The following is a 26,513-nucleotide window of genomic DNA, read 5'->3' on the forward strand; positions in this document are numbered from 1 at the left end:
GGAGATGAGTCTCGTGGCCGGCGTAGCTGCCTCTGCGTACTTGGCCAAAAGACCGTCTGAGGCGTGGGCCCAGCTCGGCGGTCCGTGGGTGGGGAGTCGCAGAGCCTCATCAAGGGCGGTGCCCCCGAGCAGTTCGCCGCACTGCGCCCAGGGCGTCCGACCGCCGCTCTTTCTCCGGTACCACCACCCGTGCCGGGGCGCTGTCCCCGGACTTTCCGGCCGCACTGGCAGGCGAGGCGATCGAGGCTTGTCGCGACCCCGGTGTACACCGCCGGACCGTCGTGTGTGAGGAGACTGACCGGAGCGTGATCCGTGACCGGCTGAGTGGGCGGCCTGAGGCGTAGGTCCTACGAAACCGCGGACAACGCGAACCCCCGGGTATCTGCCGGACGGCCCGGGGTCTCTGTGTACTTGGCTTGGCCGTCGGTTCAACGACCGGCCGTACGCCGTGTCACGCCCAGTCGATGCCCAACTCGGTGAGTGCGGTGCGTTGTTCGGGGGTGAGCTTGCCCCGCCGCGATTTGGTGTCGGGAGCCATTGTTCTTTGCGCCAGTCTTCGAGTCCTACGGTGCGTAGGGCTTTGCGTTGTTGGCGGACCCATCTGCCGAGCGGGAACTTGTGGGTGACGCCCACCGTTGTCTCGGTGTCGCAGGGGCCGGCGTAGAGCCCGGTGATCTCACGGTCGCGGCGCCAGCGAAGGAGTGCTTGGTAGCCCTCGAGCCACACGAGCGATTCGGGCCGGTAGACCTGTGTGCGCAGGAACGCCGCGACGGTGGCTGCGTCCCTGGGGGTGGAGAAGTGGAGCAGCGCTGACTCGACCGTGGCATCCACACCGTCCTGCTCCTGGACCTGGCCGTCACTGTCACCGTCGGTCCCGGTTTCGGTGATGCGGCCGTCCTTGTCACGCTTGATGTGTACCCGTCGCCGGTGTTTCTTGTGGGTGAGGGCGTGGGAGGCGAGTTGTTCGACGACGCGTTCGTCGTGGGAGCGCAAGCCCTGGAGTACGGCGACGAGCGGTTTGAAGCTTGCGGAGGCGACCATGCCTTTGGGGTCTTCGTCGGGTTCGAGGAAGACGGGCACGATGATGCGGGCGGTCTTGGTGGTCCCGTCGGGGTTGGGCCGCAGCGCCCGGCCGACGTTCTGCACGATCTCCACCTGTGAGCCGGGGTGTCGGCGAGGCAGGTCACCTCCACGCCACGGTCGCCGACGATGTCGACGCCTTCGCCCAGCACCCGGACGGAGGCGAGGAACGCCCGGTGCACGCGGCGCCCCGCCGCGTTGGTGCTGTTCGCGAACTGGCGTAGTGTCTCGCGTCGTTCGCTGACGAGGTGGTCGCCGCAGAGCCGGGTAGCCCAGACGCGCTCTGGCGGGGCGTGCCGGCCGTCCTCCAGCTCATAGAACTCCGCGTCGATGGGCGCGGTTCCCACGGAACCAGTCGCGGCTATGGGACGTGCGTCGTTGAGTGGGGGGGGAGAGGGCGGGGGTTGTGCTGTTCAACGGGTGGGCAGTGCCGACGGCTCGGACGTAGACGGGGCTGTCGCCCGGGGGCGAGGCGGTGTCCGTGTAGGTGATGAGGCGCTCGGGCAGTCCTTGGCCGTTGTTGTGTGTGGGGCCCGGGTGCCGTTGCGGCGGGCGGGGAGCAGGTTGGCTTCGCCGACCAGGCGGGCGACGTCGGCATCGGCGGGCTCCTGGTAGAGCTCTGCGGATGGTGCCTGTTGGATGATCTGGCCCAGGCGCATGACAGCGATGGTGTCGGCGAAGGAAAGGGCCTCTTCCTGGTCGTGCGTGACCAGGACCGCAGTGGTACCGGCACGGCGCAGGGTGGCGGCGACCTCGCGCAGAGCGGCGTCGAGGGCGGAGAACGGCTCGTCCAGGAGCAGGAGTTCGGGCTCGGGGGCGAGGGTGCGGGCGCGGGCGACGCGTTGCTGCTGGCCGCCGGAGAGCTTGTGCTGGCGGCGGTCGCCGAGGCCGCCCAAGTCGATCAGGGTAAACGAACGGAACGCCCCGTCGTGATCGCAGTTGTGGAGCACAGTCATCTCGCGCCGTGGACCCTGGCGCTGCTGGAAGAGGAACTCAGCGCCCGCCTCGCCCGGTTCACCGACGTTGGGCCGGACGGCGTCGGTGCGGGCCGGGCAGGGGCTGCCGGTCGTGTTCGAGCGCGCCGCGCGCCCATAGAGGGCGGTCGCCTCCAGCCGTCCAGAGCTGTCCATCGACTAGAGGCGACCGCCGGTCCAAAACCCCGCGGTTAGGGGGGCGGTGTGCGGTCCGGCTGCGTGGCCCGCAGGTCGGCCAGCAGCTCGGCCTGGCCGGACAGGACGCCGGACAGGATCGAGCGGGCCACTGCGAGGAGGTCGGCCAGTTCCGGGCTGGCCAGCGCGTAGGCGACGGTGGAGCCTTCCCGGCGGCTGATCACCAGGTTGGCCCGGCGCAGCACGGCCAGCTGCTGGGAGAGGTGGGCGGCCTCGACTCCGACCTCGGGCAGCATTTCGGACACCGTGTGCTCACGCTGGCTGAGCAGTTCCAGCACCCTAATCCGCACCGGGTGGCCCAGTGTTTTGAAGAACTCGGCCTTCAGCTGATACAGTGGCGCGCTCACCGTGCCGCCCCCTCTCCGGTGCAGCACTGCGGCCGCACCAGCTGGTCCCTGGCGTATCGAATCGACCCACTCATCACGAACATGGGGCCCATCCTCGCGCGTGAAACCGGCCAGGCCGAACCCGTGTATCAAGACAGAACCAGCGGAATCCAGGGGTGACGACCTATGGAGTTGCTAAGATTAGCAACTCCATAGGCTTCATGAGGGAGGCTTGCGTGAGAATCACCCCGCTGCGCGGCCAGGGTGTGGCCTGGCTCAAGTGCCCCGCCTGCCGCCTCAAGTGCCGGCCCACCGCCGTCGGGGCGGACGGGCTGTGCCCGCGCTGCGGCAAGGCCCGCATGCTCAAGCTCGCCTTCGGCGGCCGCCTCAAGCCCCAACCGCCCACCACCGAGGAACGGGAAGACGGCCGCTGACCGGCCCCCATGCGCGAACACATCTGGTGGGCGGAACAGCCCGGCAAGGGCGTCCGCTTCGACTGGGGCATGCAGGGCGCCGTCCGGCTCGCCGACCCGGACGGCTGCCTGGTGGTGGTGGACGTGCTGTCGTTCTCCACCACGGTGAGCGTCGCCGTCCAGCTGGGCACCCATATCTACCCCTGCGCGCCCGGTGATGAGATCGCCGCGGCCTACGCACGCCGCGAAGGCGCGAAGCTCGCGGTCGCCCGCCACGACGTGACCCCCCGAGCCCCGTGGTCGCTCTCCCCGGCCGGGCTGCGCATCGCGCCTCCCGCCGCGCGGCTGGTGCTGCCCTGTCCGGACGGCTCGGCCATCGCCGCCCTGGCCGCCACCACGGGGGCCATCGTCGTGGCGGCCTGCCTGCGCAACGTGGAAGCGGTCGGCAGCTGGCTCATCTCCCAGGGGTACGGAACCTCGGCCCGCCCCGTCACCGTGATCGCCGCAGGCGAGCACTGGCCCGGCGGCAGCCTGCGCCCCGCGACCGAGGACCTGCTCGGCGCCGGAGCCCTCATCGCCGAACTGGTCGCCCAGGGAGCCGGTCCACTGTCCGTCGAGGCGGCGACCGCCAGGGCCGCCTGCGAGGCCACCGCCGACCTCGGCATGGCCATCGCCGCCTGCGCCACCAGCCAGCACCTGGCCGCGCTCGGATACGTCGAGGACGTCGTGATCGCCGCCGGCGTCGACTCATGCAGCGTGGTGCCCGTCCTGGACAGCGAAGGAACATTCACTCCCGCTCGCTGACGCTGGTGGAGACGAGTGCCCCCGATCGAGTTCATCCCAAGGGTGCGGTGCTCTCCGTCTTGTCGGACGCCGGTCCCTGGAAGAACTCGCGTACGGGCAGAAGGAGACCGGCGAGCGACAGCGCGATGAAAACGACCTGGTGTACATGGTCCTTGCCCGGTGGCAATCCGCCCACCAGGTGCACGACCCAGAAGGCGGGATAGAACCACAGCACCCACCACGCCCAGCGTTCTCGGCGGCGGAACGGGATCAGGGTGATGAGCACGCCAAAAAGGCCCATGCCGATCGACGCCACACCGTCCGCCCGCATGAGCCGCCCGTCGTCGGACAAGCGCGATGTCGCAGCGACCAGACCGAAGATGAGGATGCCGGCACCGGTGATAAGGAGGCAGATCCATCCCGCCTTCACACGGAAGCTCTCACGCTGCACGCAGGGAACCTACCCCCGTGACGCGTCCCAGGCGCCTACGCATCCATCGAGACTTTCGATTTCGGCTGGATTTACTCGCCCCACCGCTGAGCGGCGCGTCATCAGGGCACTGCCTGAATGGACCCGAACGGCCCTAGGCAGTAGGGCCGTTCGTCCCCTCTGCCAACCGCCGTGATCGGGCATGTGCGGGCCGAGAGGCCCGGCACATCCCGCCTGCGGTGAGCCTGCCAGGGCGTGGACGGGATCCACGGGCCGCAACAACCCACCCACCACAAAGGCACCTGAGGCGCCAGCTGCCGTGCGGGCGGGCACCGCTCCCACCGCTGCAGCGTCCTTCAACTACCACTCAGCCACGGTGCCAACGCCATGGGGCCCGGCCCGAGGTATTCGTCGTGCGCCAGCCGACGCGGTCCGGAGTGACTTCCGGCTCCCGTCAGACCCGCTATGGCGACCAGAACTGCTCGGACTCGAAGACTCCGGCGTCCACAGCATCGTCAACACCGCCAAAGATGTCCGCGGCGGCGGTCGGGTCGAATCCGGGCGGGCTGTCCTTGAGCGCCAGACCCATACTGGCCAGCTTCGCCTTGACCTCCTCGATCGACTTCGCACCGAAGTTGCGGATGTCGCTCAGGTCGGCCTCGGAGCGCGCCACGAGCTCACCCACGGAGTGGATGCCCTCACGCTTGAGGCAGTTGTAGGAGCGAACGGTGAGCTCGAGCTCCTCGATCGGCACCGCCAGGCCGGCGGCCCGAGCGGCGTCCGTGGGGGACGGGCCCAGGTCGATGCCCTCGACGTCGGTGTTCAGCCGGTGCGCCAGGCCGAACAGCTCGACCAACGTCTCACCGGCCGATCCCATGGCGTCGCGCGGGCGCATGGTCTGGTTGGTGGTGACGTCGACGATCAGCTTGTCGAAGTCGGTGCGCTGCTCGACACGGGTCGCCTCGACCTTGTACGTGACCTTGAGCACCGGGGAGTAGATGGAGTCGACCTGGGTGCGGCCGATCTCCTGGCCCGCCTGTTTGTTCTGCACGGCCAAGGCGTAGCCGCGGCCGCGCTCGACGGTCAGCTCCATCTCCAGGCTGCCGTTGCCGTTGAGTGTGGCGAGGACGAGGTCGGGGTTGTGCACCTCGACACCGGGCAGCGGGGCGATGTCACCAGCGGTGACCAGGCCGGGCCCCTGCTTGCTCAGGTAGATCACGACCGGGTCGTCGTGCTCCGAGGAAACGGCCAGCTGCTTGACGTTCAGGACGAGATCGGCCAGGTCCTCCTTGACGCCCGGCACGGTGGTGAACCCCTGCAGGACGCCCTCGATCCGAACGGATGTGACTGCGGCACCGGGAATCGAGTACAGGAGCGCGCGGCGCAGGGAGTTGCCGAGCGTGTAGCCGAAGCCCGGCTCCAGCGGCTCGATGACGAACCGCGAACGGAACCCCTCAATGATCTCTTCGGTCAGTGCAGGACGCTGAGCAATCAGCACGAAATGTTGCCTTTCCATATCGGCGCCCGCCTTATGACGCCGTCCACACTGCAGAAATAGGGGCGGTACCGCCTCACCGACGGCCACGCCATCTGGCTGCGCTTCTGCACCGGCCCCGCCGACGAACCCGGCTCATCCACCGAGCCGGCTTGTCTGCCCGGTGGTGCTGAAGACGTTCCTGCTGCTCGCTTACCTCGGGCTCTGGTTCGCCGCTTTCCACTCGCCGGGCCAGTCGGCGGTGCGCCACTGGCGCTGTTCCTCGGAGACTTGGTGGGCGGTGAGGGCTGCGGGCAGGTCGCAGTGGACAGGGATGGGCGGGTGCGTACCGTCGGGGACGATGGAGCCGTCGGCCGGGATCGCGGCGACTTCCAAGGAACGTCCCTGTACGGCGAGTTGGCTGGCGGCCTGGGCGATGGCGAGCTGACCGCCGGCTGACCAGCCGCGCAGCTCGGTCAGGTCGAGCACTACTGGTCCGGTACCGCGCGCCATCACCCAGCCGATCGCGCCGGTGAACCGGTCGACCGCGTCCGGGCCGAGGTGCCCGGCGACGGACAGGACGCCGAGGTTGTCGTGGGTGGTGTAGCGCCATTGGATGGTCATGCTCGCTGCCTCATTCGTGCCGGTACCTGCGGGAGCTGAGGATGTTCACAGAGGGAGGGTGATCCAGATGCTCTTTCCCTTGCCGTCCGCATCGCCGCGTACCACCGCGGTGCCGCCCAGGTTGAGGGTGAGTTCCATGACCATGCCCAGCCCGCTGCCACCGATACCGGTGACCGCCGAGAACAGGGCAGGCTGGTAGGGGTGGCGGTCGTGGACGGCGAACGCGAAGGTGTCCGCGCCCGCCGCGTAGATCACGGTGATCATCGGAGAGACGTCGGCGGCGTGCTGGATGCTGTTGGTGACCAGCTCGCTGAGGATCAAAAGCGCCGGATCGACGGTGGGATGGCGTCGGCTGATGCCCCATTCGGCGAGGACCTGTTCGGTGGTCTCGCGGGCGATGCGGACGGCGGAGCCCATGGGGGGCAGGGTCAGCACGTGCCGGTGGGGCAGGGTTTCGAGCGGAATGGTCATCGGACACTCTCCGCATGTGCGAGGCGGTAGCCCGTCACGTGCTGGGGCTGGATGCGAACGAGGGTGTCGTGCGGGCCGTGCGCCCAGCCGAAGAGCGTCCGCCGGTAGTGCGCGGCCTCGTCCGGGTCGGTGATGACCTCGGCGGGGCCGACGGCGGTGACCGTCCAGCCGGTGCCGCCCGCAACCTTGATCTCGTCCGCCTGGTAGGTGAGGGTGGCTCGGCCGGAGAGCGCGGTGGCCTGGGCCGGGGAACGGACGATCAGGCGGCCGTACTCCAGGCGGTGCGTGGCCGGACGCACTACCGCGCTCTCACGCTGGATGTACACCAGCCGTCCCTGGACGGCGCCTTCGAGCAGCCACAAGGCTTCGGTCCCGGAGACCTCGACCATACGACGGGGTGTGGGGATGGTCATCGGACGTGCTCCTGGACGCTGGTGCGGACCGAGTGGGCAGGGAGGGCGGGCAGCACACCGGCGTCCTCCAGGTAGGTGTGGGCCCCGATGATGGCTTCGGGGGTGCTGGCGTACTCGCGACCGTCCAGGCGCAGCAAGTCCAGTGCGCCGACGGAGTCGAGGACTTGGCGCTGGCCGGGCCGTATGCCGGAGGTCATCACGACGATGCCGCGCCGGTTCAGCTTCTCCACCGTGTCCTTGAGGACCAGGGCGCCGGTGGCGTCCATCGTAGTGATCCGCGACATCCGCAGGATCACGATGCGCACGTCGGCGACCTCGCTCAGTTCGAGGAGGAAGCGGTGGGCGCCGGCGAAGAACAGCGGCCCGTCGAGGCGGTAGGCGACGATGTGCTCGGCCAGCAGCGCGTGTTCCTCCGCGCTGTGTTCTCCGGGCAGGTCGGGGATGAAGTCGACCTGGTCCATGCGGGCCTGTTGGGCCACCGCCCGCAGGGCGAGAGCTCCGGCCACGACCAGGCCGATGATCACCGCGTAGACCAGGTCGAGGGCAAGCGTGGCCGCTGCGGTCAGGGCCAGTATCAAAGCGTCCGAGCGCGTCGCCTTCGCCATCGCCCGCAGGGAGCCGACCTCCACCATCCGGATCGCGGTGGCGATCAGCACCCCGGCCAACGCGGCGAGCGGGATCTTGGAGACCAGGGGTGCGGCCGCGAAGACGATGACCGCAAGGACGGCGGCGTGGGTGAGGGCGGCGAGCCGGGAGGAGGCACCGGTGCGGACGTTCACCGCGGTCCGGGCGATGGCACCGGTGGCGGGGACGCCGCCGAACATCGGCGCGGCGATGTTGGCCAGGCCCTGCCCGAGCAGTTCCTTGTCCGGGTTGTGCTTCTGCCCCACCGTCATCCCGTCCGCGACCTGCGCCGAGAGCAGCGACTCCAGCGCGGCAAGCGTGGCGACAGCGACGGCCGGGGCGAGCAGCGAGCCCACCGCGGACAGGTCCAGGAAGCCGAGCGCGGGGGCCGGGAGCCCGGACGGCAGGTCACCGATCGGCTTGGCGGCGTCCAGCCGGAAGAGCTGGGCGACGATCGTCGCGCCGATCACCGCGACGATGGAGAACGGGACGGTGGGCCGCAGCCGGGCGCCGACCAGCATGAGCACCGTCACGCCCGAAGCCAGGGCGACGGCGGTCCAGTTCGGGGTGCGGGCGAACTCCTCGACTGCGCGCAAGGTCACCACGAGCACCTTGTCGCCCTCGGGCTTGGCCACCCCGAGCGCGTTGGGGATCTGCTGGAGGCCGATGACGCAGGCGATGCCGAGGGTGAAGCCCTCCACCACCGGGGCGGGCACGTACTGCATGTACTGGCCCGCCTTGAGCACGGCGAGCGCGACCAGCAGGAACCCGGCGATCAGCCCAACGGTCAGAACTCCGGTCGGCCCGTACTGCGCGACGATGGGTACCAGTACGACGGTCATCGCCCCGGTCGGCCCGGACACCTGGAGATTGGAGCCGCCGAAGACCGCCGCGAGCGCGCCCGCGATCACCGCGGTCGCAAGCCCCGCCTCCGCGCCGAGACCGGAGGACACCCCGAAGCCGAGAGCGAGCGGCAGCGCAACAATCGCCACGGTCAGACCGGCCAGCAGATCGCGGCGCGGACTGCGACCCATCTCCGCGAGATCAGCGCGGGCGGGCAGCAGGGAACGGACCCGCCTCCACACCCGGACCCGCAACATCCGGGCCAGTGAGGTGTTCATTTCGCCGCGACCTCGGCTTCCCGCAGCTCGGTCAGGAGCTCGTTCTGCCCAGCCAGCATCTCGGTCAGGATCCGCCGCGCGGCCCGCATCAAATCAGCGACGTCACCACCGGCCAGCTCGTACACCACGGTCGAGCGCTCACGGACCGAGGTGACGATCCCGGAGCGGCGCAGGACTGCCAGCTGCTGCGACAGGGCAGACGGTTCGATCTCGATAGCGGAGAGCAGGTCCCGTACCGGCATCGGCCCGTCCTGCAGCAGCTCCAGCACCCGTATACGCACCGGGTGTCCCAGCATCCGGAAGAACTCGGCCTTGGCCTGATACAGCGGAACCGACACGAAACCTTCTCCTTCATGCAGTGCTGCGCCCCCGGCTACCTAGGGGCGCAGCAGAGCACAGCATCTATTGAATTGCAGAATTTTGCAATTCAGATAGTTGGCGTGAGATGGTCGTCCGGTGACTGAGAACCTGCCCCCCTGTCCCGAATGCTCCAGCGCGCACGCCTATGAGATGGGTGCGCTTCTGGTCTGTCCCGAGTGCGGCCACGAGTGGTCGCCCGCATCCGACGAAGGTGCGGACGGCGCCGAGGACGGGGTGATCAAGGATGCGGTCGGGAACGTGCTCGCCGACGGCGACACGGTCACCGTGGTCAAGACTCTGAAGGTCAAAGGCAGCCCGTCCGGCATCAAGGCGGGCACCAAAGTGCGCAACATCCGCCTGGTGAACGGTGTGGACGGCCACGACATCGACTGCAAGATCGACGGGTTCGGCCCCATGCAGCTCAAGTCCAGCGTGGTCAAGAAGGCCTGACCCGGCACACCGGCCCGTATCGGGCCGAACACAGACACAGGTGGTCCTGTCCTCGGCGGCTGCCGGGGTGGCGTCCATGGAGCGGATCCCTTTTTCGACACCACCCACTCAACCCGAGGGTTGATATCTGCCGGGCCGGATCCCCACACCGCCGTAACCCCGGGCCCTGTTAAGGGCTCGCAGAGAATCAACATGCGGATTTGGTCGCTGGTGAGGGTCGGTTGCCGTATTTGTCGAGGTGGGCGGCTACGTCTGTCGGGGTGCGGAATCGGGCGGTTGACGGCGGGATCGTGTGGCCGTGCTCGGCCAGGACGGGCCGTACTTCCTGGACAGCCCGTGTGAGGGTGCTTCCGGTGACGCCGAAGAGCTGGGCGAGCAGGTCGTGGGTGCCAATCTTGCGGTGGCAGAGCACGGTCGCCAGGATCCGGTCGTCATCGGAGAGCTTGTCCTTGGCGCCCGCACCGCGAGCCCTTCGGCGCTCACCTCCACGGCGCTCGTGGCGAATCTGTTCCCGCCGTCGCGCCAGTTCCGGGATCAACTCATCTACCAGGGCGTCCAGTTGCGGAACGGTCATGCCGGTCAGCTCCGGGTTGCGGAGAGAGCCGGCGTCGACGCCGTTCAGAACCGCGGTCGGCCGAGCAGCCGTACGGACCTCAGTCTCCGGCTCTGGCTCATGTCGTGGGGCGGGAAGAGGCCGGGTGGGGTGGAGGGTGTAGTTCCAGTCGCCGTGGAAACGGTACCTGTCCATCGCGAGGGCGTCGATCTCGGCGTCGGTGACCTTCACGCCGGTGTCGTAGGTGCCCGTGTCGAGTTCGGCCCGGACTTTCAAACCGGCGCGGGTAGTGGTCGCGGCGATGCTGTTCACGATGACTTCGTGGCTGGTCAGCGGTCTGCCGCGCCAGTTCATGGAGATGTGGGAGAAGAGTCGGTGTTCCACCTTGTTCCACTTCGATGTGCCCGGCGGCATGTGGCAGACGGTGATGTCCAGGCCGGTCTCGGCGGCCAGGGCGGCGAGTTCGCTCTTCCAGGCGCGGGTGCGGTAACCGTTGGAGCCGCCCGCGTCAGCGGTGATCAGCAGTCGTGCGGCGTGCGGGTAGTCGTGTCGGCCGACTGCCTGCCACCAGCGGCGGATGGAGGCGACCGCGAACCCGGCGGTGTCGTGGTCGGTGCCGACGCTGACCCAGCCGGTGTTCGCGACGACGTCGTAGATGCCGTACGGGATGGCCTTGCCCGGCCCCTGTCGGTCCAAGAAGTCGTGCGTCTTGACCTGCACGGGCTCGTCGGCCGGCATCCACTCACGGCCGCCGTTCTTGTACTGGCCGACCAACTCCTTCTTCTTGGTGTCCACGCTGATCACCGCGTCCCCGGTGTCCCGGTGGGCGCGGGCTTGTTCGTTGATGTACCGGAACTGGGCGTCCCGGTCCGGGTGCTGTTTGCCCTCGATCGTCTTGGCGTTGGCCTGCAGGCTGAAGCCCTCCTCACGCAGCAGGTCGCCGACGGTGTCCGCCGAGACACGATGTCCCTGCCGGGTGAGTTCGTCGGCGAGTTTGCGCGTCGACTTCGTGGTCCAGCGCAGCGGTGACATCGGGTCTCCGCGCATGTCCGGCTCGACCAGCGCCAACAGAGTGGGTCGCAGGCCCGGGTCCACTTCGGCGGCCTTCTTGCGGCCGCCGCCGGGGCGGCGGACCCGGCCCAGCGGCTCCGCGCCCGCTTCCATTTCGTCGACGCCTTTGCGGACGGTTGTCTCGCTGACCTCAGCCGTCTGCGCTACGGCCCGGATCCCGCCGTGCCCCAGGATCCGGGCTTCCGCCCCCATCAGCAGCCGGCGCTGCCGCTCGTCCAGATGCGGGAACAACACCTCGAACCTCACCGCGAGTTGACCACGGATCTCATCAGGGATGCGCATACCACATCAACGAACCGAATCACGTGAGGCAACAGGTTGATTCTCTGCGAGCCCTAACGAGTTGGCCCGCCATGGCCATGGCCATGGATGGGGGCTGACCGGCGTACGGCGGAAACGTGCCGTTGGGGCAAGAGTTCGCAGTTCAGCAACTTGTGACGCCGTGTCGGCCTGTCGCAGCAAACTGGGCGTTTGCCGCGACAGTGGCTTCGGCGATCTGTGGAAAGGCGGCTCCGAACGAAGGTCAGGTGCCCGCATTTACCTCGGTTTCCCCTTCCTGACGTCAGTTTTGGCCCCCCTGTACCGCAGGCTCAGTCGGGCCACCAGGGACGACGAGCAGATCCTGGCTTCTCGTCCGGCCGCCGGAACGGCCCGCACCACCGGGACACCCTTGCAGCCGGCGCTCTCGGCGGCTACCGACGTGATGCGGTCATGACCAGCTTGCGCAGTCCGAGGGTCGCGCCGAGCGACGGCCGGGCACGATACCCCGGCGGCGGGCGCAGCACCCAGCGGGCGGCGATGGAGGCGAGCGTCAACACCGCCTCGGTCTCCCCGAACTGGTCGCCGACGCATTTGCGGGCGCCCGCTCCGTACGGAAAGAACGCGTCGCGAGGAGGTTTGCCCTCGGCCCACCGGTCGGGGTCGAAGCGGTCGGGGTCGGGGTAGAGGTCGCCACGTCGGTGGATGACGTACGGCGAGAAGACGACGGTGGAGCCGGCCGACACGTGGTGCCCACCCAGGGTCGTGTCGGCTGACACGACCCTGGTGAGCAGCCACGCGGGCGGGTAGGCCCGCAGGGTCTCGGTGACGATCCGGTGGGTGACGGCGAGGTGCGGCAGGTGTTCCACGGCGGCGACGCCTCCGGCCAGGACGTCGTCGACCTCGGTGTGCAGCCGCCGTTCCAGCTCGGGGTGGCGCGCCAGAAGGTAGAGGGCGTTGGTGAGGCCGTTGGCCGTGGTGGCGGAGCCGGCCAGGAACAGCGTCATGACCTGGTCCATGACTTCGGCGTCGGAGAGGGCACGCCCGTCACCGGCCTCGTCGCGGGCGGCCAGCAGCGCCGACAGGAGGTCACCGTGGTCACGGGTGCTCGCCCGCCGCTCGCTGATGACCCGGCCGAAGGTACGCCGGAGCCGGGCCATGGCCTGCCAGTAGCGGCGGTTGGCCGGAGTGGGCAGCGTGTCCAGCGGCCCAGGTGTGACCATGCGGCGGGTCATCCCGAGGATGACGGCCGTGACGTCGTCGACGACCGTGCGGAGCTGCTCCGGCGTCAGCGCCGCGGCCACCATGGTCTTGGTGAGCGTGTGTACGGCGATTGTGTGTGTCTCCGCGGTGACGTCCAACGCCTGGCCGTCCCGCCACGCCCCGACCCGCTCGCCGATGGCCGCGCTCATGGCGGCGGCGTAGCCGGGCAGCCGGGAACCGTGGAACGCCGGCTGGATGAGCCGCCGCAGCCTTCGGTGCCGCGCGTGCAGACACGTGCCCACACCGGACTCGCCCATGCTCTCCCGCACTCGGTCGTAGAACGGTCCGCCCCGGTCGAAGGTGGCGTCGTCGAGCAGGACGGTGCGCGTCAGCCCGGGGTCGCACACGACGATCGCCGTGAGTGGGCCGACCCGCACCCGTACCAGGTCTCCCTGGGCGGGCAACGACGCCAGGAACGCCAGGGGCTCCCTCAGGATCCGCAGCGTGTGCCCGACCAGGGGCAGTGCCCCGGCCGCCAGGGGGATGCTGTCGCGGCGGGTGATGGCCCGGGATGCGCTCACTGCGTCCTTCCCCTTCCGGATTGTCGGCACCACGCTGTCGGACCGGTCTCCCGCGGCGCCGCCGGGTGTGCGGCGAGTTGATCCCACCACCACGCGATCGACGGCAGCTCCGAGAGCCCGGCGGGCGTCACGGGCGTCGGCAGGGTCGTAGTGATGGCCTGGGTCCGGTCGCGCCAGCCCGGGGCCTTGAGGTAGCGGGGGACGGCCAGGCCCCAGTCGAGGTTGCCCCGGACGGCGTGGCCGAGATTGTCGACGTAGCGCCGCAGCGCAGGATCGGCTGCCTCCGCTGCGACGCGACGGGAGAGGCTGAGGAAGGCCACCATGACCTGGTCGCGCAGCAGCACCGCTGCGCCGATCGTCTCGCCCGGCGCCGTGGCGCCTGTGTGGACGGCGAGCACAGTGAAGATGTTCTGTCCCACCTCTCCCAGGCAGGTCTCCTTGCCATAGGACTGGAGGTCGTTGTCGAGCCCGATGATCAGGCGGGCCATCTCCGTCAGTGCCAGCACGCCGGGGTCCTGGAGCATGGTGTCGGTCAGCTCGTCGCCGTCGGCGAAGTCGAACATCGCCATCACCACCGGCAGGCCGGTGGTGGCGCGCCGGAAGACGAGGAAGTCGTCGAGCGGGGCGACGGTGCCGCGCTGCGAGTAGGAGTTCTGCCATGCCACGGCGTCGAGCCAGTGCCGGTGGCCGTCGACCCAGCGCCGCCGCTGAGCCGGGGTGGCCGGGGTGCCGAGGTCACTCAGGAGGCTGCGGAGAGCGGAGGCGAACGGGTCGTCCGGGCCGGCGTCGCCCGGCCGGACGAGGCTCTCGGTAAGCCGGGAAACCAGCTCCACGAACCGGGCGAGGTCGCTGCCATAGGGCTCGGTGTCGCACTGATGGTCGTCGAAGAGGAACCCCCAGTACACCCATTGAGCCATCAGCAGTACCCGGTCCTGACGGGCGTGGGGCACGAGCCGGGACACCCACGCGGCGCCGCGGCTGTCGAGCACGGTCGCCCGGTCCCGGCCGGTCCGGCCCAGCCCCTGCCGGCCAAGCCAGCGGACCGCCTGGTCGTGGACCGCCGCGGCACAGGGGTTGATCGCCGGGGGAATCGGGCAGAACACCGGAGGAAGCTTCGGGCTGACGGATATGACCGCGCTTCCGGGCGACGTCATGGCGTAGGTCCTAAGGACGATGTGGTCACCGGGCAGTCCTCCGTTTCCCGTCGTTACCGCGAGGCCAGAGCCGTCGCATCGCACACTGGCCCGTGTCGTCGTGCATGGCGGTGGTGCCGAGCCCCCTGCCACCCACCGGTGGTGCCGAGCCCCCTGCCACCCACCCACCTCTCGGGTGTGGCATCCGGCACGTGGTTCTCACGGCCAAGGCTGCGAGGTGCCCGCACTTGGCGAAGAACGCGACAGGGCCTGTGTGGTGTTAGGTGGTCACCGCCGAAGATCCGGGGCAATGCGGCTTGCAGGGCAGTCAGCTTGCCATGCCGCATCCAGGACGGCACAGCTCGCGCTCGGGGCACGGAATCGGCGTGCGGGCCGCAGAAGCGCGCCCCTATGGGTTCCGCGAGGCCGACGCCGTGTTTCCACGGGGCGCCGAAGCCACTGTTGCGGCAAGCGCGCGGTTTACCGCGACAGCCGACACGGCGTCACAGGCTGCTGAACTGCGAACTCTTGCCCCAACGGCGCGTTTCTGTCGTACTCCGGTCAGCCCTCACTTCGGCGGGGCCAGCGCCCGGATCGTCAGCGCGGTCACCCCCAAATGCCTCGACGTCAACAACGGCCAGCACTCCGGCAACGGCGACTACCTCAACATCTGGCGCTGTGCTGAGACAGCGCAGTTCAGCGTATTCACCATGTCGAGTGTCGGCATCCGGACCTCGGCCCCCACCCGTAGGCCGTTGACCTGCGGATGGGCGTCAGTGTGGGTCCAGTCCCGGGTAATAGCCGAGTTGGTACTCCGACAAACTGGAGGGGTCCAACTCTCCCTCGCCTCGGCAGATAGGGCAGACCTTCGTGGTGCGGCATACGCCGCATCGGCTTCTGCGGTGGGTCTGGCCGAGTACCCACCCGCGGCCACCGCATCGGGGACACCAGCAGAGGCCGTCGCACTCGTAGCAGAGGACGTAGCCAGGTGTGACGGTCTCCGGCGTTCGCACCGGCTCCTGCTGCTGGACTGGCTGCGGCGGGCACAGTGCCAGCGCCGGCGTCTGACCACGAAACACCACGGCGGGTGTGTCATCGCTCGTGAGGATGCGGATGTTGTTGCCGTCCCGGTGGGCGACGATCACTGTCCAGAGTCTCCCGTCGTCATCCTCCTGTGATGCCGTGACGTCCCAACCGGCCGTGCGGAGGAGGAGGGCCGCACGGGAGGCCGTCTCGGCAGCGGTAGCGGTCGCCGGACGATTGCCCTGGTACCCCGTCGCATAGTGGTAGCGCAGCGGCTCGCTCCGGTCGGCAACCTTCGGCTCGTCGAGGGACAGCCGACGGAGGTGAACACGAATGGTCAAATCGGTGATGAGCGCGACCAGTTGCCCGCACAGCAACCGGCCCAGCCGGTCCAGTTCGTCACGCGCTTTCGAAGTCTCGTCCATGTCGGCCCCTTGGCTGTCCGCGAAGGTGACGTCGGCCGGGTCGGCCTCGGCCCAGATGGGGTGGTATCGGGATGACGTCCAGGCGTCGACGGCGGTGCGCAGCACGATCAATGAGTTCGTCCACGGACACGGAATGCGCCGGTGTCGCTATCGCAGCAGGGACAGGGCCCACGTCCAGCACGTTCTCACCGCCATCGCGATCAACATTGAACGAATCAGCGCACAGGCACCCGGAAGCCCAAAATTCCATCCCCGGCAACCGACCGCCTTCCAGAACTACTTGGACCACCGAGGCTTCGCGCGGCCCCGTAGATGGCGTGCCACCGTCTGACCCGGCCTCCAAGATTCCCGACAGAGTCAGGCACTCAGACCTGCCCGCGACGCCGGAGACGCATGGCCAGGGCCGGGCACTGGTTGACGACGCGGCGGGCGCCGTGCTCCTGCCAGGGGGCGACCGGGATGGTGGTGGAAGTGGGATAGCCGTGTGGGCCTAGGCGAATGAGGTCGGGGGTGAGCACGGCGCACAGACCATGGCCGGTGCAGCGTGACCAGTCCACCTCCAGCCGTGCGCCCTTCGCGGGCGGGAGGGGCAGTACTCCGCGTACGGGGCGGCCGCAGCCGGGGCTGGACAGGTGGGCGTCGACGTCCTCGGAGAAGACGTGCAGAGCGGTGAGCAGGAAGCGGGCCGTGCCGTCCGGGTGCGAGCAGGCGCCACCGGCCTGGGCCGCGCCGAGGGCTCGCCGGGCGTCCTCCAGTACTGCGGGCTCGGCAGCACCGGCGGCCAGCATGGCCAGGGCCTCGGCGGCTTCGGGCAGGCCGCGTTTGCACGGTCCGCACTGGCCGGTGGACTCGGCCGCCAGCCAGGCCGCGACCCGGGCGGTCTCGCCGAGCGGGCAGGTGTCGGCGGGGAGCGTGGCGATGGCGCCCGCGCCGAGGGTTCCACCGAGGCCGGCGAGTCCGGCGCGGGAGAGAGGCGCGCCGACGGCGTCCGACGGGTGCAGCCAGGCACCGTGGTAGCCGCCCACCAACACGCCGATGCCCGGCCTGAGGCCGCAGGCGTCCAGTACCTGGCCCAGCGGGGTTCCGGTCGGAACCTCGACGACGAGCGGATCGGCACCTGGCCGGTTGACGGTGAGCAGGATGGTGCCGGGTTCGGCGGCGGTGCCGACGGCTGCGTAGGCGTGGGGTCCGAGCCGGGCCGCGATGGCGAGTTGGGCCCATGTCTCGGCGTTGGAGAGCAGCGTCGGACGACGACGCACCCCGCCCGCTGCGCCGTCGGCCGCGCGGGCCTTCAGCGGCGCCGGTGCCACCGGCAGGCCGTTGATGCCCCGGATCAGAGCCCCGGACTCGCCGGAGACGAAGCGTTCGGGGAGGCATACGGTCCGGGCCTTGCAGGGAAGTTCGCGCTCGGCGAGGGCTGCCGGGACCGATATCTCGCCCGGGCTGCCCGCGGCGACGCCGATCACGATCTCCTCGGCGCCGAACGCGGCCGCGGCCAGGCAGGCGCCGTCCAGGACCAGGTGAGGCGTGCGGGCGAGCAGCATCTTGTCCTTGGCGCTGGCCGGTTCGCCCTCCGCGCCGTTCACCACGATGACCGGCGGCGCGCCGGTGCGGTCGGCGGTGGCGAGTGTGGCCCGGGCCTTGCGGGCGAACGGGAAGCCTGCGCCGCCGCGGCCGGACAACTCGATGGACTCGGCGAGGGCGAGCAGACCGTCCCTGTCCAGTTGGCGCAGCGGCGGGTGGACACGGGTGTGGGCGGCGAGGTCCAGGCGCTGGTAACGGTCCAGGCCGGCGGTCAGCCGGGCAGTATCCAGCCAGCGCACTTCGGGCAGCTCCAGCGGGGCGTTCTTCACTCGCTGCCCCCCGGCCGAGCCAGGTACAGCGGCCTGGACGCTGGTCTCGCGTGCTTGGGCTGCCTGGGCAGGCCGCCACTCTGAGCGGACCGGCGAGTCGCTGTCGTCGCTGCAGCGGACTGGGCGGCCCAGGCGATCGGGCGGATGCCGGTTGCGGACCGGGTGGACAGGGCGGTCAGCGCGGTCGGACGGACGGTGGCGGGCCGATATGCCTTGGCGCCGCGCCGACGTCGGCTCAGGGTCCGATGGCGGCCCAGGTAGGAAAGGACACGGACCATCAGCGCGAGCGCCATCAAGGCCGCGCACAAGCCGTATCCCCAGAGCACCCACACGTGCGCCTTGCGCCCCGCCGTCAACCCGTGCGCCAGTGAGACCGGCCAGCAGAGGTACGCCATTGAGTGCAGTACCCGCCACAGCCAGGCGTGGCGGATGCCGGCGAACCGGCCGCGGAGCACGCCGGTGGCCGTGATCAGGACGAGCAGGTCGGTGGCGATGGTGCCCAGGCTCACCGCGAGGGCGGTGCCGCCGGTGAAGGGGGCCACGGCGGTCTGCGAAGCGGCGTGCCGCTCGACGACCTTGACCGCGATGTGGGTGGCGAGGAAGCCGAGTGCTGCGACGGCGCTCGCCCGGTGCACCGACTGCACGGCCACCCGCATCCGGGGGGTCAACACCAGCCGGTCGGTGGCGGCGAGCCCGCATGTCACCACCGCGGTCAGCGAGAGCAGGGTGAAGACTCCGGCGAAGTAGTCCAGGAAGGCCATCATCCGGCTGGCCACTCCGGCCGACGCGGCGCCGGTCACAGGACGGGCGAGCAGGACGACACTGGACATGGGGCACCTTCTTCCTTGTATTTCGGGTCACGCACCAGGCCGTGGCACGACCGGATCGGGGTTCGACATGCACACGTCGGGAAAGGGCGCCGCCGGGAAGCATGGCATCGGCGGCCGACACGACAGGGTCATCGTTAGCCCGTACCGCAGTCTGATCACAATGGTCCCGGTACGGCCCAGGGTCGTAGCAAGGCTCGCGACGGCCTCGGTTTCCCCGGCATGGGGCGGCCTTTCTCATCCACGGCCGTGTGTAGTAGACGCCGGAAGCAGCGTGACCAGACTCACCGCGGGAAAGCCAAGGCCGTATCGAGATCCTGGGCCAGGCGATCACGGGCCTTGGGAAAGCTTCATCCTGGTCTTGCCCCACCAGTCCGGTCACGCGCCCGAAAAGGAAGATCTGTTGCATCAGCAGGACGACGCATGGGGAGCCGTCCACGATGATGGGAGGCGTGGAGAATGGGTCGAAAACAGATGAAATGGAGGCCGTGCTGGACGCCGAGGGCGCGCTGGCCTGGCTGCATGAGCGACTGACGCCCAGCACGGACGTGTGGGAACACGTCGTTACCGAGGTCGTCCCCGGGGGATTCTCCGCGTACGTACGCGTCTTTCATGCATGGACCGTGGAGGAGGACCCCGGGCTGCGCCGGACATGGCGGGAGATGGCTGAGGCCGCCGGGGCGTACTACCACGGCGAGCTGGCGGGCGGGCCACTGCGACAGGAAATGCTGACCCCGCCCGTCGGAGATCAGTGGGAGACCACGGAGGGGGAAGCCGACCCTGTAACCCGCCGTGGCCTGGCGGATGTCCTGATGGGTGCCACCGCCGCAGGCCAGGGAATCTATTTCAGCTATGAGCTTTCCAGAGCTGTCTTCGACGAGGAGACCTTGGTCTGGAAGTCCTCACTGGCCGCTCTGGAAGCAGTCCGTTCACAAACAGGCGAGGAGTATGCGGGGCCCGAGCACTGGTGGCCGGAAGACCGCAGCTGGGTGGTCGGCTGCGACTGGGATCTGTGCTCGACCTACATCGCCTGCTCCGAGGAGCTGGCCGACCAGCTCGTCCGCAGCAACCTCGTCGAGGCCCTCAGGGTTGCCCCTACTGCCCGCGTCGACGACGGCTCCGACAGCATCAATACCTCCTCGTAGCCAAGCCACCCCGGCGGCGCCCTGCTGGAACGCAGGGTGATCAACCAACCCGGCGTACGCTCGCGGGCAGAGCACTTGCGGCCGAACAGCCCTGCCGGGACGCGGCTCTGGGGTCGCTGCCAGGCGCGTTGGATCTCGGGCTCCGTACGCCAGAACAGGCGGAAGGGGACCGCACTGGCCGGCGCGGTCCGGCCGCCAGCAGGAGTGCTGCGAGTTCGTGGCCATTGCGGAACCAGAGCCGCTGCGTATGCCTGGGTAGGCAAACAGAAACGGGTGCAGGAACCGCAGCCCTGGGCGAGCCGGGCCACCGCCGAGTACAAACTCCGAGAACGGAACGGCCTGTACGGCACAGCGGCTGCCACAGCGGCGATCCGCCTGGGAGCATCGTCCGGACAGTCGGAAGCACCCCCTCGACGCATGGCCTCGGAACAAGAACTGACCGACACCCGCAGGGTGTGACCGGCGCGCGCCGTCGGCTCTGCGCCCACCTGACCGGGTCGGGTCCGCGAAACCGACACCCTCCGCGTTCGGGCAGGGCCAGAACCGGCGGGAGACACCGCACGGGGGCGCGCATGGCACTGGCAGTCATCGGATTCCGCAGGGCGAATCGGACAACGGGCCGTCAGATCACCGCGGTGGTCCCCCAGTCCGGGTTCCTCCACAAGAGCTCCGGACCACTCGGCAAGGCCGGCCGTCTGCTCACTCGGGGCAGCCCGGTCACCGCCCGGCACCACGGCACCGGCTACACCGTCACCCCCGACGCCGTACGCTCGCACTACCGTGAACCCGCCCCCGCTGGACCGCGCCCAGGTCCTCGACCTGCACGCCGCCCGCGGGCGTAGCGTTTGACGGTGTTCAGGGCGAGTTGGAGACGCGGGCGCATTCGAGCAGGCCGACACCCTGGTCGAGGAGGCCGTGGACCTGGTGCCAGCGTTCCAGGGTGGTCTGGGCGCGGGGCCCGCCGTAGATAGGCGCGTCCAGCACCGTGGCCCAGCAGGCGCTGTGCGCCTTGACCTCGCTCAGGGCGGCTTCTCACAGGTTCTTCCACAGATGCCGGCGATCACCGACCTGGACCGCGTCGGGCAGCGCGCGGCGGATGGCCTCGGCGTAGGTCGCCCGAGCCGTCACGGCACACGACCTCGATGCCCGGACGCTCGCGCAGCCACGCCTCCAGCGTGTCGGCCTGGCGTCGGGCAGTACGTCGATCCGCTCGTGGGTCTCGGCGTCGATCACCACGGTGGCATAGCGGTGGCGCCGGCGCAGAGCGAAATCATCAACGCCAATCACGCGGGGTAAACGGGATCCGCAGCTGCGCGCGCAGAGCCGTGTGACGCGACAGGCTCACCGCGAGTACCGCCGGCAGACGTGACCCAGCTCGGCCTGCTAACTCCTTGACCACAGCCTGGACTTGCCTGGTCAGACGAGTCGTACGCCGCTGGTATCGGTCCAGCACGCCGGGCAACTGCTCGCGGAAGGTGTGTCGGCAGCCACGCGTGGGACACACCAGACGCCGCCCCCGCACACGGACCACCACCCGACGCCCGCCCACTGGCACATCGGCCATCGTCCGCCAGTGATACCCGTGCACGCGTCCCGACGAGACCCCGCACAGCGGGCAGACCGCGGTGTCCTGCGGCGTCCGTGCTTGCACCAGGATCCGCTCACCCTCGTCGGCCGCATCCTCGATGACCAGCGGCGACAGGCCCGAAAACACTGTCTGCGCAAGCTCGTTGACGTCCTTCACTCGAATGTCAACGAGCCCTCACGACGCTGCGTCACCACCGAATGTGAGACAGGGCCGGTGAGCGTACAGACCCATCTTTAGCGGTATAACCCATGCGTCGTACGGCGCGGGGGCGGTCGGGGCCGGTCACAGGGAACGCTGTTGCGGAGCGATGGCGGTAGCGATCGCGGGGAGAGCGGGCTCAGGGGCGGCGTTGAGGCTGCCGCTCAGCGTGTGCCGGGCGGCGGACACGGTCGCCCGGGGTGGCCGAGGCGGCCCCGCTGGCAGCGTGAGCGCGGCATCTGGCCAACGAGGTCGTGTGCATTGGCCAGGTGGGCGCGGCATTCAGGCTGCTGTGGCGAGGGCCCGGGCGGGCTGTGTCTGCTCGTAGGCGTGGCCGACCCGCAGGAGTGTGGGCTCGCCGAGTGGGCGGCCCAGCAGTTGCATGCCGATGGGCATGCCCGCCGCGTCGTGGCCGACCGGAACGGTCAGGGCGGGGACTCCGGTGATGTTGGCGGGGGAGCTCAGGCGTACGTAGGCGTCGGAGACGCTCTCGACCGTGCCGTCGGGCCAGGTCACCGTTTCCTGGCCGACCCCGACTGCCGGCATCGGGACGCTCGGGGCGACGATCACGTCGACGTCCTCCAGCATCCGTGCCCACTCGGCGCGCATGAGCGTGCGGGAGCGCTGGGCGCGCACGTAGTCGCCGGCACTCATCAACTCGCTTGCCTCCAGGAGGATGCGGACGTCCTCCTCGTACAGGCCGGGGACCGTGCGCAGGCTGCCTTCGTGGTAGGCGCCGGCTTCCGGCACCATCAGGCCCCACTGGGTGGCCTGGACGTAGCGGGTCATCGGGATGTCGACCTCGACGAGCTGGGCGCCCAGGGCTTCCAGTTGCCCGACGGCGTGCCGGACGGCGGTTTCCACCTGCGGGTGGACGCGGTCGAAGTAGTAGGTGCGCGGCAGACCGATGCGCAGCCCTGTCAGGTCTGTGCCGGCACCGGGCCGGTAGTCCACGGCGGGCAGAGCGAGTGAGGCGGGGTCGCGCGGATCGTGTCCGGCCAGCGCGGTCAGGACCAGGGCCGCGTCCTGGACGGTGCGGGTGATCGGGCCGACGTGGTCCAGTGACCAGGACAGGGAGGTGACGCCGTGACGGGGGACGAGACCGTAGGTCGGCTTGAGGCCGACGACGCCGTTGAGCGCGGCGGGCACCCGGATCGACCCGCCGGTGTCGGTGCCCAGGGCGAAGGTCGCGGTGCCCGACGCCACGGCGACCGCGGAGCCGCCGCTGGAGCCGCCGGCGACCCGGCCGGTGTGCCAGGCGTTGCGGGTCTGAGGGGTGGTCAGGCCGAACGCGAATTCGTGGGTGTGGGTCTTGCCGAGCAGAATCGCGCCGGCCGTGCTCAGACGCGCGGCGACGGTGCTGTCCGCCGTGGCGCAGTGGTCGGCACGGACCCGGGAGCTGGCCGTGGTGGCCATCCCGTCGACATCGATGAGGTCCTTGAGTCCCATCGGGATGCCGTGCAGTGGTCCCCGGTAACGGCCGTGCATCACTTCGTGTTCGGCTTCGCGCGCGGCCCGGCGTGCCTGCTCCGCGGCGACCGTGACGTAGGCGCCGAGGTGCGGCTCAGCCTTCTCGATCCGGTCGAGGACGGAGTCGACCAGTTCGACGGGGGACAGCCGCCGGTCCCGTATCGCGTCCGCGGAGGCGGCGAGGGACAGCTCATACGGCTGCATCGTGCTTCTCCTGTACGGGGTGGTAGGCGGCGGCGGGCGGGACGTCCGCGAAGTCCAGCTCACGCAGGACCGAGACGACGCTGTGGATGTGGTTGGCGACCGCGGCGACCGCGGCATGGCGCTCGGCGGGCAGGTCGAGTCCGGCGCGGGCGGCCCAGCGGGCGGCCTCGGGCGGTGTGAGTTCGGCGGCGGACATGGATGTTCTTCCTGTCGGTGGGGGTTGGGGCGGCGGTGTGGCCGACACTCTGAAGGCGGAGGTTTTGCGTGGGGCAGCTGAGGACGCCGCGGCGGCCTGTGCGGGTGCGGCCGGTTGCGCGGTCAGGCCGCGGTGGCCGGGATCTCGGCGGCGTGCTCGGCGAGCAGCCGGTAACGGCCGTTCTCCCGGCGGACGGTGCCGGCCGTGGGCTGCGGGAAGTGGGTGCCCAGGAGCAGCGCGTCGGTGTCTGCCAGAGTGTCGAGCAGCCGAGCGCGGGTGCGGATGGCCTGGGCGGGGTCGATGTCGACGCAGCTGTGCACGTGGGGGTGGGAGAGCTGCACGGGGTGGTGGATGCTGTCGCCGGTGATCAGCGCGTGGCGGTCGCTGCCGCGCAGTTCGACGGCGACCTGTCCCGGGGTGTGGCCCGGGGCAGGGATGAGCAGGACGCCCGGCGCGACCTCGTGCCCCTGCTCGGGCACGTCCACGAGGTCGTACTGTCCGGCGTCGTGTACGGGGGTGACGGAGTCGCGGAACATCTGGCGTCGGGCCTCGTCCAGGTCGGTGGCGGCCCAGTGGTCCCATTCGGTGCGGCTGGTGAGGTAGCGGGCGTTGGGGAAGGTGGGAACCCAGTCGTCACCGTAGAGGCGGGTGTTCCAGCCGACGTGGTCGGTGTGCAGGTGCGTGGTGATCACGAGGTCCACGGACTCGGGCGGGAAACCGGCCGCCGCCAGGCGCTGCAGGAAGTCGGTGTCGAGTCCGTTCCAGGCCGGGTTGGCGCGCGGCTTGGCGTTGCCGATGCCGGTGTCCACGACGATCCGCAGCCCGCCCGCCTCCACCGCGAAGCTGTGGCTCGCCAGGCGGGGGACATCGGCGTCGGCGAAGTCGGGGCGCAGCCACGACGCCTCGTCCAGCACCTCTTTGGTGGCGTCCGGCAGCAGCCAGGGTCCGGTCTGGCGCGGCAGTTCGATCTCGTCGACACGGCGTACGGCGATGTCGCCGAGGCTCCATCCCGTGCGGGTGGAGGAAGCGGCCTGACCGGGCGTGGTGGTGCTCATCGGTGGTTCCTTTCGGATAAGGCGCTGCGGTGCGGTGGGACGGCAGGATCCGGTCAGCCGGTGATCGGCTGCCGCACGGAGCGGACGAGGCCGGTCAGGGCCAGCAGGCTGACCGTCACGGTGTAGAGGAAGACAGCGGTCTGCAGGCCGTAGAGGTTGGGCAGGAGGCCGGCGAGGACGGCGGGGATGCTCATGGCCAGGCAGCTGAGGAGGAGTAGGCGGTGAGGGTGCCGGCGCGTTCGTCCGGGGCGGCCGGGGACAGCAGCAGGCGCAGGGCGCCCTGTCCTGGGCGGTCGGGGTCCTCGAAGTCGAGCAGGGCGGCGCTGGTGGCGACGGCCGGTGGCCAGGCTTTGCAGGATCCGGGCGGCGATCAGCGCCGTGATGCCCTGGGCGGTGGCGAAGGCGGCCATCGCGGCGACTTCCGCGAGCAGTGCACCGATCAGGACGGGGCGCCGGCCCAGGTGGTCCGAGAGAGTGCCCGCCGTCAGCAGTGCCCCGAGCAGGGTGAGCGCGTAGGCGCTGAACACGACGGGTGACCGTCAGCGCCGAGAAGTGCCATTCGGCCTGGTAGAGGGCGTAGAGAGGGGCCGGCGCGCTGGAGGCGGCCAGCAGGCGACCGGGATGGAGGCGTGGAGAGGGAAGGCGCTGCAGCGGCCCGGAACGGGCAGGCGGCAGGAAGGGGACGGCAGGGCCAGGACGCTGAGCACGGAGCACCTCTCACACCTAAAGGCAAACGCTTTGCGTTAGGCAGACTAGGCTTTATGTGCCCCAAAACGCAAACCCTTAGCTTTAGCCGCCGGAGTGAGCGGCGCCCCGGCCGAGCGCCGACGCCACGAGCCGGTCGGTGTAGGCCGACGGCAGGTCCGAAGGACGGAACAGAATGCGGTACATGAGGGGGGCGACGACGACGTCCAGCAGGGTCTCAACATCGGGCACGGCCTCCCCGCGCCCGGCCGCGCGCACCCCGATGGCCTTCAACTGCTCGGCAGCGTAATCGGAGCAGCGAACCGCATTTCCCTGCTCGGGGTCGCCCAGCAGGGCGTCGCGGATGTACGTGCGCCCCGCCGTCGAGGCCATCTCCTCCGCAAACTGCACCGCCCACGCCTCCAGGTCCGCCCGCAGGCTGCCGTGGTCGGCCGGAGCACCGTCGGGGCGCAGCCGCTCGACGGCCACATCGGACAGCAGTTCCCGCAGATCCCCCCAGCGCCGGTAGACGGTGGACGGCGTCACCCCTGCGCGGGCGGCGATCAGCGGCACGGTCAGCGCATCCCGCCCCGCCTCCGCCTCCAGATCGCGGACGGCCTGATGCACAGACTGCTGGACGCGGGCGCTGCGCCCGCCGGGGCGTGTGGTCGCTCGGGCACTCATGCGTCCAGCTTAATGCGAAGAAGTTGCGTCCGGGCCGACTGCGCCCCCGGGACTCTGCCCGTGCACAACACGGCAGAACCCGCCGTCCTGCCGACACGGCACCGCCCTGGGCCGGGCACCACGTACAGCCGAACGCGTTCATGCGTACGCCGACACGCAGCGCAAATCGTGCACACCCCGGCTCCCGGAGCCGCGAGCGCCCGGCTGCAGGACCGCCGCGACCGCTGCACAGCCCACGGCTGGCCGCCCGGGCGACCGGCGGAGCGATGGCCGCAGCAGGTCCTCCCCGGGCTGCCCGACAACACGGTGGGGACATGGCATACGACGAAGTGCTGGCGAAGCGCATCAAGGAGCGGCTGGAGCCCGAGGGCGTGGTCGCGAAGCAGATGTTCAGCGGCCTGGCCTTCCTCTTCCGGGGAAACGCGCTGGCCAACCTCTACGACGAGGGCCTCATGGTGCGCGTCGGCAAGGACCGGACCGGCGAGGCCCTGACCCGCCCCGGCGCCACCCCGGTGGTGATGAGGGGGCAAGGAACAGCGAGGCTGGGTCCTGCCGGCAGAGGAATCCCTTGACGACGACGTCCTGGACGACTGGCTGGCGTGGAGCGTCGGGGTGCTGGGCCGG

Annotated in this window: 28 protein-coding genes and 1 pseudogene; 6 read left to right on the forward strand and 23 right to left on the reverse strand. The window is 69.9% G+C overall.

All coding sequences use genetic code 11. The features are described 5' to 3' along the window. Positions 1-486 precede the first annotated feature (486 nt). The 3 genes and pseudogenes from ACSHXC_RS39765 to ACSHXC_RS39775 all read right to left on the reverse strand — a co-directional run. Positions 487-1,445, reverse strand: a pseudogene (locus tag ACSHXC_RS39765) (DEAD/DEAH box helicase); the annotation flags it as partial. A gap of 48 nt (positions 1,446-1,493) precedes the next feature. Further along, positions 1,494-2,210, reverse strand: coding sequence for an ATP-binding cassette domain-containing protein (locus ACSHXC_RS39770; protein ID WP_438296200.1), 717 nt, complete (start codon positions 2,208-2,210; stop codon positions 1,494-1,496). 35 nt (positions 2,211-2,245) lie between these two features. Further along, positions 2,246-2,596, reverse strand: coding sequence for an ArsR/SmtB family transcription factor (locus ACSHXC_RS39775; protein ID WP_438296201.1), 351 nt, complete (start codon positions 2,594-2,596; stop codon positions 2,246-2,248). Between the two features lie 215 nt (positions 2,597-2,811). Between ACSHXC_RS39775 and ACSHXC_RS39780 the strand changes: the two genes are divergently transcribed. Together ACSHXC_RS39780 and ACSHXC_RS39785 are read left to right on the forward strand one after the other, a co-directional pair. Beyond that, a complete protein-coding gene (locus ACSHXC_RS39780; protein ID WP_438296202.1) occupies positions 2,812-3,009 on the forward strand; it encodes a hypothetical protein in 198 nt (65 codons plus the stop codon). Between the two features lie 9 nt (positions 3,010-3,018). After that, the gene (locus ACSHXC_RS39785; RefSeq protein ID WP_438296203.1) at positions 3,019-3,792 is read left to right on the forward strand and encodes a 2-phosphosulfolactate phosphatase; all 774 of its coding nucleotides are present in this window, start codon (positions 3,019-3,021) and stop codon (positions 3,790-3,792) included. A 31-nt stretch (positions 3,793-3,823) separates the two neighbouring features. Here the strand turns inward: ACSHXC_RS39785 and ACSHXC_RS39790 are convergent, their stop codons facing one another. The 7 genes from ACSHXC_RS39790 to ACSHXC_RS39820 all read right to left on the reverse strand — a co-directional run bounded on the left by ACSHXC_RS39790 (position 3,824) and on the right by ACSHXC_RS39820 (position 9,266). After that, positions 3,824-4,222, reverse strand: coding sequence for a hypothetical protein (locus ACSHXC_RS39790; protein ID WP_438296204.1), 399 nt, complete (start codon positions 4,220-4,222; stop codon positions 3,824-3,826). 442 nt (positions 4,223-4,664) lie between these two features. Then, complete coding sequence (locus ACSHXC_RS39795) at positions 4,665-5,699, reverse strand: DNA-directed RNA polymerase subunit alpha (RefSeq protein ID WP_438296205.1); 1,035 nt, start codon at positions 5,697-5,699, stop codon at positions 4,665-4,667. 189 nt (positions 5,700-5,888) lie between these two features. Next, positions 5,889-6,299, reverse strand: coding sequence for an anti-sigma factor antagonist (locus tag ACSHXC_RS39800; protein WP_438296206.1), 411 nt, complete (start codon positions 6,297-6,299; stop codon positions 5,889-5,891). Between the two features lie 45 nt (positions 6,300-6,344). Continuing rightward, positions 6,345-6,770: an ATP-binding protein gene (locus tag ACSHXC_RS39805; RefSeq protein WP_438296207.1), complete on the reverse strand. Its 426-nt coding sequence runs from the start codon at positions 6,768-6,770 to the stop codon at positions 6,345-6,347. Continuing rightward, positions 6,767-7,183 (reverse strand): pyridoxamine 5'-phosphate oxidase family protein, encoded by a 417-nt coding sequence (locus ACSHXC_RS39810; protein ID WP_438296208.1) that lies wholly within the window; start codon positions 7,181-7,183, stop codon positions 6,767-6,769. Before ACSHXC_RS39810 ends, ACSHXC_RS39805 begins: the two co-directional genes overlap by 4 nt. Then, positions 7,180-8,928, reverse strand: a complete 1,749-nt coding sequence (locus ACSHXC_RS39815; RefSeq protein WP_438296209.1) for a SulP family inorganic anion transporter — start codon at positions 8,926-8,928, stop codon at positions 7,180-7,182. The genes ACSHXC_RS39810 and ACSHXC_RS39815 overlap by 4 nt, the downstream gene beginning before the upstream one ends. Beyond that, on the reverse strand, positions 8,925-9,266 hold the full coding sequence (locus ACSHXC_RS39820; protein WP_438296210.1) for an ArsR/SmtB family transcription factor: 342 nt from the start codon (positions 9,264-9,266) through the stop codon (positions 8,925-8,927). The genes ACSHXC_RS39815 and ACSHXC_RS39820 overlap by 4 nt, the downstream gene beginning before the upstream one ends. Positions 9,267-9,384: 118 nt before the next feature. On the opposite strand from ACSHXC_RS39820, the gene ACSHXC_RS39825 reads away from it, so the two are divergent. Continuing rightward, positions 9,385-9,738 carry a zinc ribbon domain-containing protein YjdM gene (locus tag ACSHXC_RS39825; protein WP_438296211.1) on the forward strand — a complete coding sequence of 118 codons (354 nt, stop codon included), beginning with the start codon at positions 9,385-9,387 and terminating at the stop codon, positions 9,736-9,738. A 187-nt stretch (positions 9,739-9,925) separates the two neighbouring features. Here ACSHXC_RS39825 and ACSHXC_RS39830 read toward each other — a convergent pair whose 3' ends face one another. The 3 genes from ACSHXC_RS39830 to ACSHXC_RS39840 form a co-directional block, all read right to left on the reverse strand. Beyond that, positions 9,926-11,644, reverse strand: coding sequence for an ISAzo13 family transposase (locus tag ACSHXC_RS39830; RefSeq protein WP_438296212.1), 1,719 nt, complete (start codon positions 11,642-11,644; stop codon positions 9,926-9,928). 410 nt (positions 11,645-12,054) lie between these two features. Continuing rightward, positions 12,055-13,404 carry a cytochrome P450 gene (locus ACSHXC_RS39835; RefSeq protein WP_438296213.1) on the reverse strand — a complete coding sequence of 450 codons (1,350 nt, stop codon included), beginning with the start codon at positions 13,402-13,404 and terminating at the stop codon, positions 12,055-12,057. After that, a complete protein-coding gene (locus ACSHXC_RS39840; RefSeq protein WP_438296214.1) occupies positions 13,401-14,558 on the reverse strand; it encodes a terpene synthase family protein in 1,158 nt (385 codons plus the stop codon). Before ACSHXC_RS39840 ends, ACSHXC_RS39835 begins: the two co-directional genes overlap by 4 nt. A gap of 1,350 nt (positions 14,559-15,908) precedes the next feature. Here ACSHXC_RS39840 and ACSHXC_RS39845 point away from each other — a divergent pair. Beyond that, complete coding sequence (locus ACSHXC_RS39845) at positions 15,909-16,316, forward strand: transposase (RefSeq protein WP_438297080.1); 408 nt, start codon at positions 15,909-15,911, stop codon at positions 16,314-16,316. A gap of 34 nt (positions 16,317-16,350) precedes the next feature. Here ACSHXC_RS39845 and ACSHXC_RS39850 read toward each other — a convergent pair whose 3' ends face one another. After that, positions 16,351-17,838 carry an NADH-ubiquinone oxidoreductase-F iron-sulfur binding region domain-containing protein gene (locus tag ACSHXC_RS39850; RefSeq protein WP_438296215.1) on the reverse strand — a complete coding sequence of 496 codons (1,488 nt, stop codon included), beginning with the start codon at positions 17,836-17,838 and terminating at the stop codon, positions 16,351-16,353. Then, entirely contained in the window at positions 17,835-18,668 is an 834-nt protein-coding gene (locus ACSHXC_RS39855) for a hypothetical protein (RefSeq protein ID WP_438296216.1), read from the reverse strand. The genes ACSHXC_RS39850 and ACSHXC_RS39855 overlap by 4 nt, the downstream gene beginning before the upstream one ends. 476 nt (positions 18,669-19,144) lie before the next feature. Between ACSHXC_RS39855 and ACSHXC_RS39860 the strand changes: the two genes are divergently transcribed. Beyond that, positions 19,145-19,810, forward strand: a complete 666-nt coding sequence (locus ACSHXC_RS39860; RefSeq protein ID WP_438296217.1) for a hypothetical protein — start codon at positions 19,145-19,147, stop codon at positions 19,808-19,810. Positions 19,811-20,665: 855 nt separating this feature from the next. Here ACSHXC_RS39860 and ACSHXC_RS39865 read toward each other — a convergent pair. From ACSHXC_RS39865 to ACSHXC_RS39900, 8 genes are all read right to left on the reverse strand, one after another. After that, the gene (locus ACSHXC_RS39865) at positions 20,666-20,794 is read right to left on the reverse strand and encodes a hypothetical protein (protein ID WP_438296218.1); all 129 of its coding nucleotides are present in this window, start codon (positions 20,792-20,794) and stop codon (positions 20,666-20,668) included. A gap of 48 nt (positions 20,795-20,842) precedes the next feature. Further along, positions 20,843-21,097 carry a transposase gene (locus ACSHXC_RS39870; protein WP_438296219.1) on the reverse strand — a complete coding sequence of 85 codons (255 nt, stop codon included), beginning with the start codon at positions 21,095-21,097 and terminating at the stop codon, positions 20,843-20,845. Continuing rightward, positions 21,084-21,554, reverse strand: a complete 471-nt coding sequence (locus ACSHXC_RS39875; protein ID WP_438296220.1) for a transposase family protein — start codon at positions 21,552-21,554, stop codon at positions 21,084-21,086. Before ACSHXC_RS39875 ends, ACSHXC_RS39870 begins: the two co-directional genes overlap by 14 nt. 324 nt (positions 21,555-21,878) lie before the next feature. After that, on the reverse strand, positions 21,879-23,270 hold the full coding sequence (locus ACSHXC_RS39880; protein ID WP_438296221.1) for an amidase: 1,392 nt from the start codon (positions 23,268-23,270) through the stop codon (positions 21,879-21,881). After that, on the reverse strand, positions 23,257-23,466 hold the full coding sequence (locus tag ACSHXC_RS39885) for a hypothetical protein (protein WP_190021410.1): 210 nt from the start codon (positions 23,464-23,466) through the stop codon (positions 23,257-23,259). Before ACSHXC_RS39885 ends, ACSHXC_RS39880 begins: the two co-directional genes overlap by 14 nt. A 122-nt stretch (positions 23,467-23,588) precedes the next feature. Beyond that, positions 23,589-24,521: an MBL fold metallo-hydrolase gene (locus tag ACSHXC_RS39890; protein WP_438296222.1), complete on the reverse strand. Its 933-nt coding sequence runs from the start codon at positions 24,519-24,521 to the stop codon at positions 23,589-23,591. A gap of 53 nt (positions 24,522-24,574) precedes the next feature. Beyond that, positions 24,575-25,048 carry a hypothetical protein gene (locus tag ACSHXC_RS39895; protein WP_438296223.1) on the reverse strand — a complete coding sequence of 158 codons (474 nt, stop codon included), beginning with the start codon at positions 25,046-25,048 and terminating at the stop codon, positions 24,575-24,577. A 262-nt stretch (positions 25,049-25,310) separates the two neighbouring features. Next, positions 25,311-25,889 (reverse strand): TetR/AcrR family transcriptional regulator, encoded by a 579-nt coding sequence (locus ACSHXC_RS39900; protein WP_438296224.1) that lies wholly within the window; start codon positions 25,887-25,889, stop codon positions 25,311-25,313. A 314-nt stretch (positions 25,890-26,203) separates the two neighbouring features. Between ACSHXC_RS39900 and ACSHXC_RS39905 the strand changes: the two genes are divergently transcribed. Continuing rightward, positions 26,204-26,461: a TfoX/Sxy family protein gene (locus ACSHXC_RS39905; RefSeq protein WP_438296225.1), complete on the forward strand. Its 258-nt coding sequence runs from the start codon at positions 26,204-26,206 to the stop codon at positions 26,459-26,461. Positions 26,462-26,513: the final 52 nt, after the last annotated feature.

Origin of the sequence: Streptomyces sp. HUAS TT7 (assembly GCF_051550175.1) — a bacterium.
Classification (GTDB): domain Bacteria; phylum Actinomycetota; class Actinomycetes; order Streptomycetales; family Streptomycetaceae; genus Streptomyces.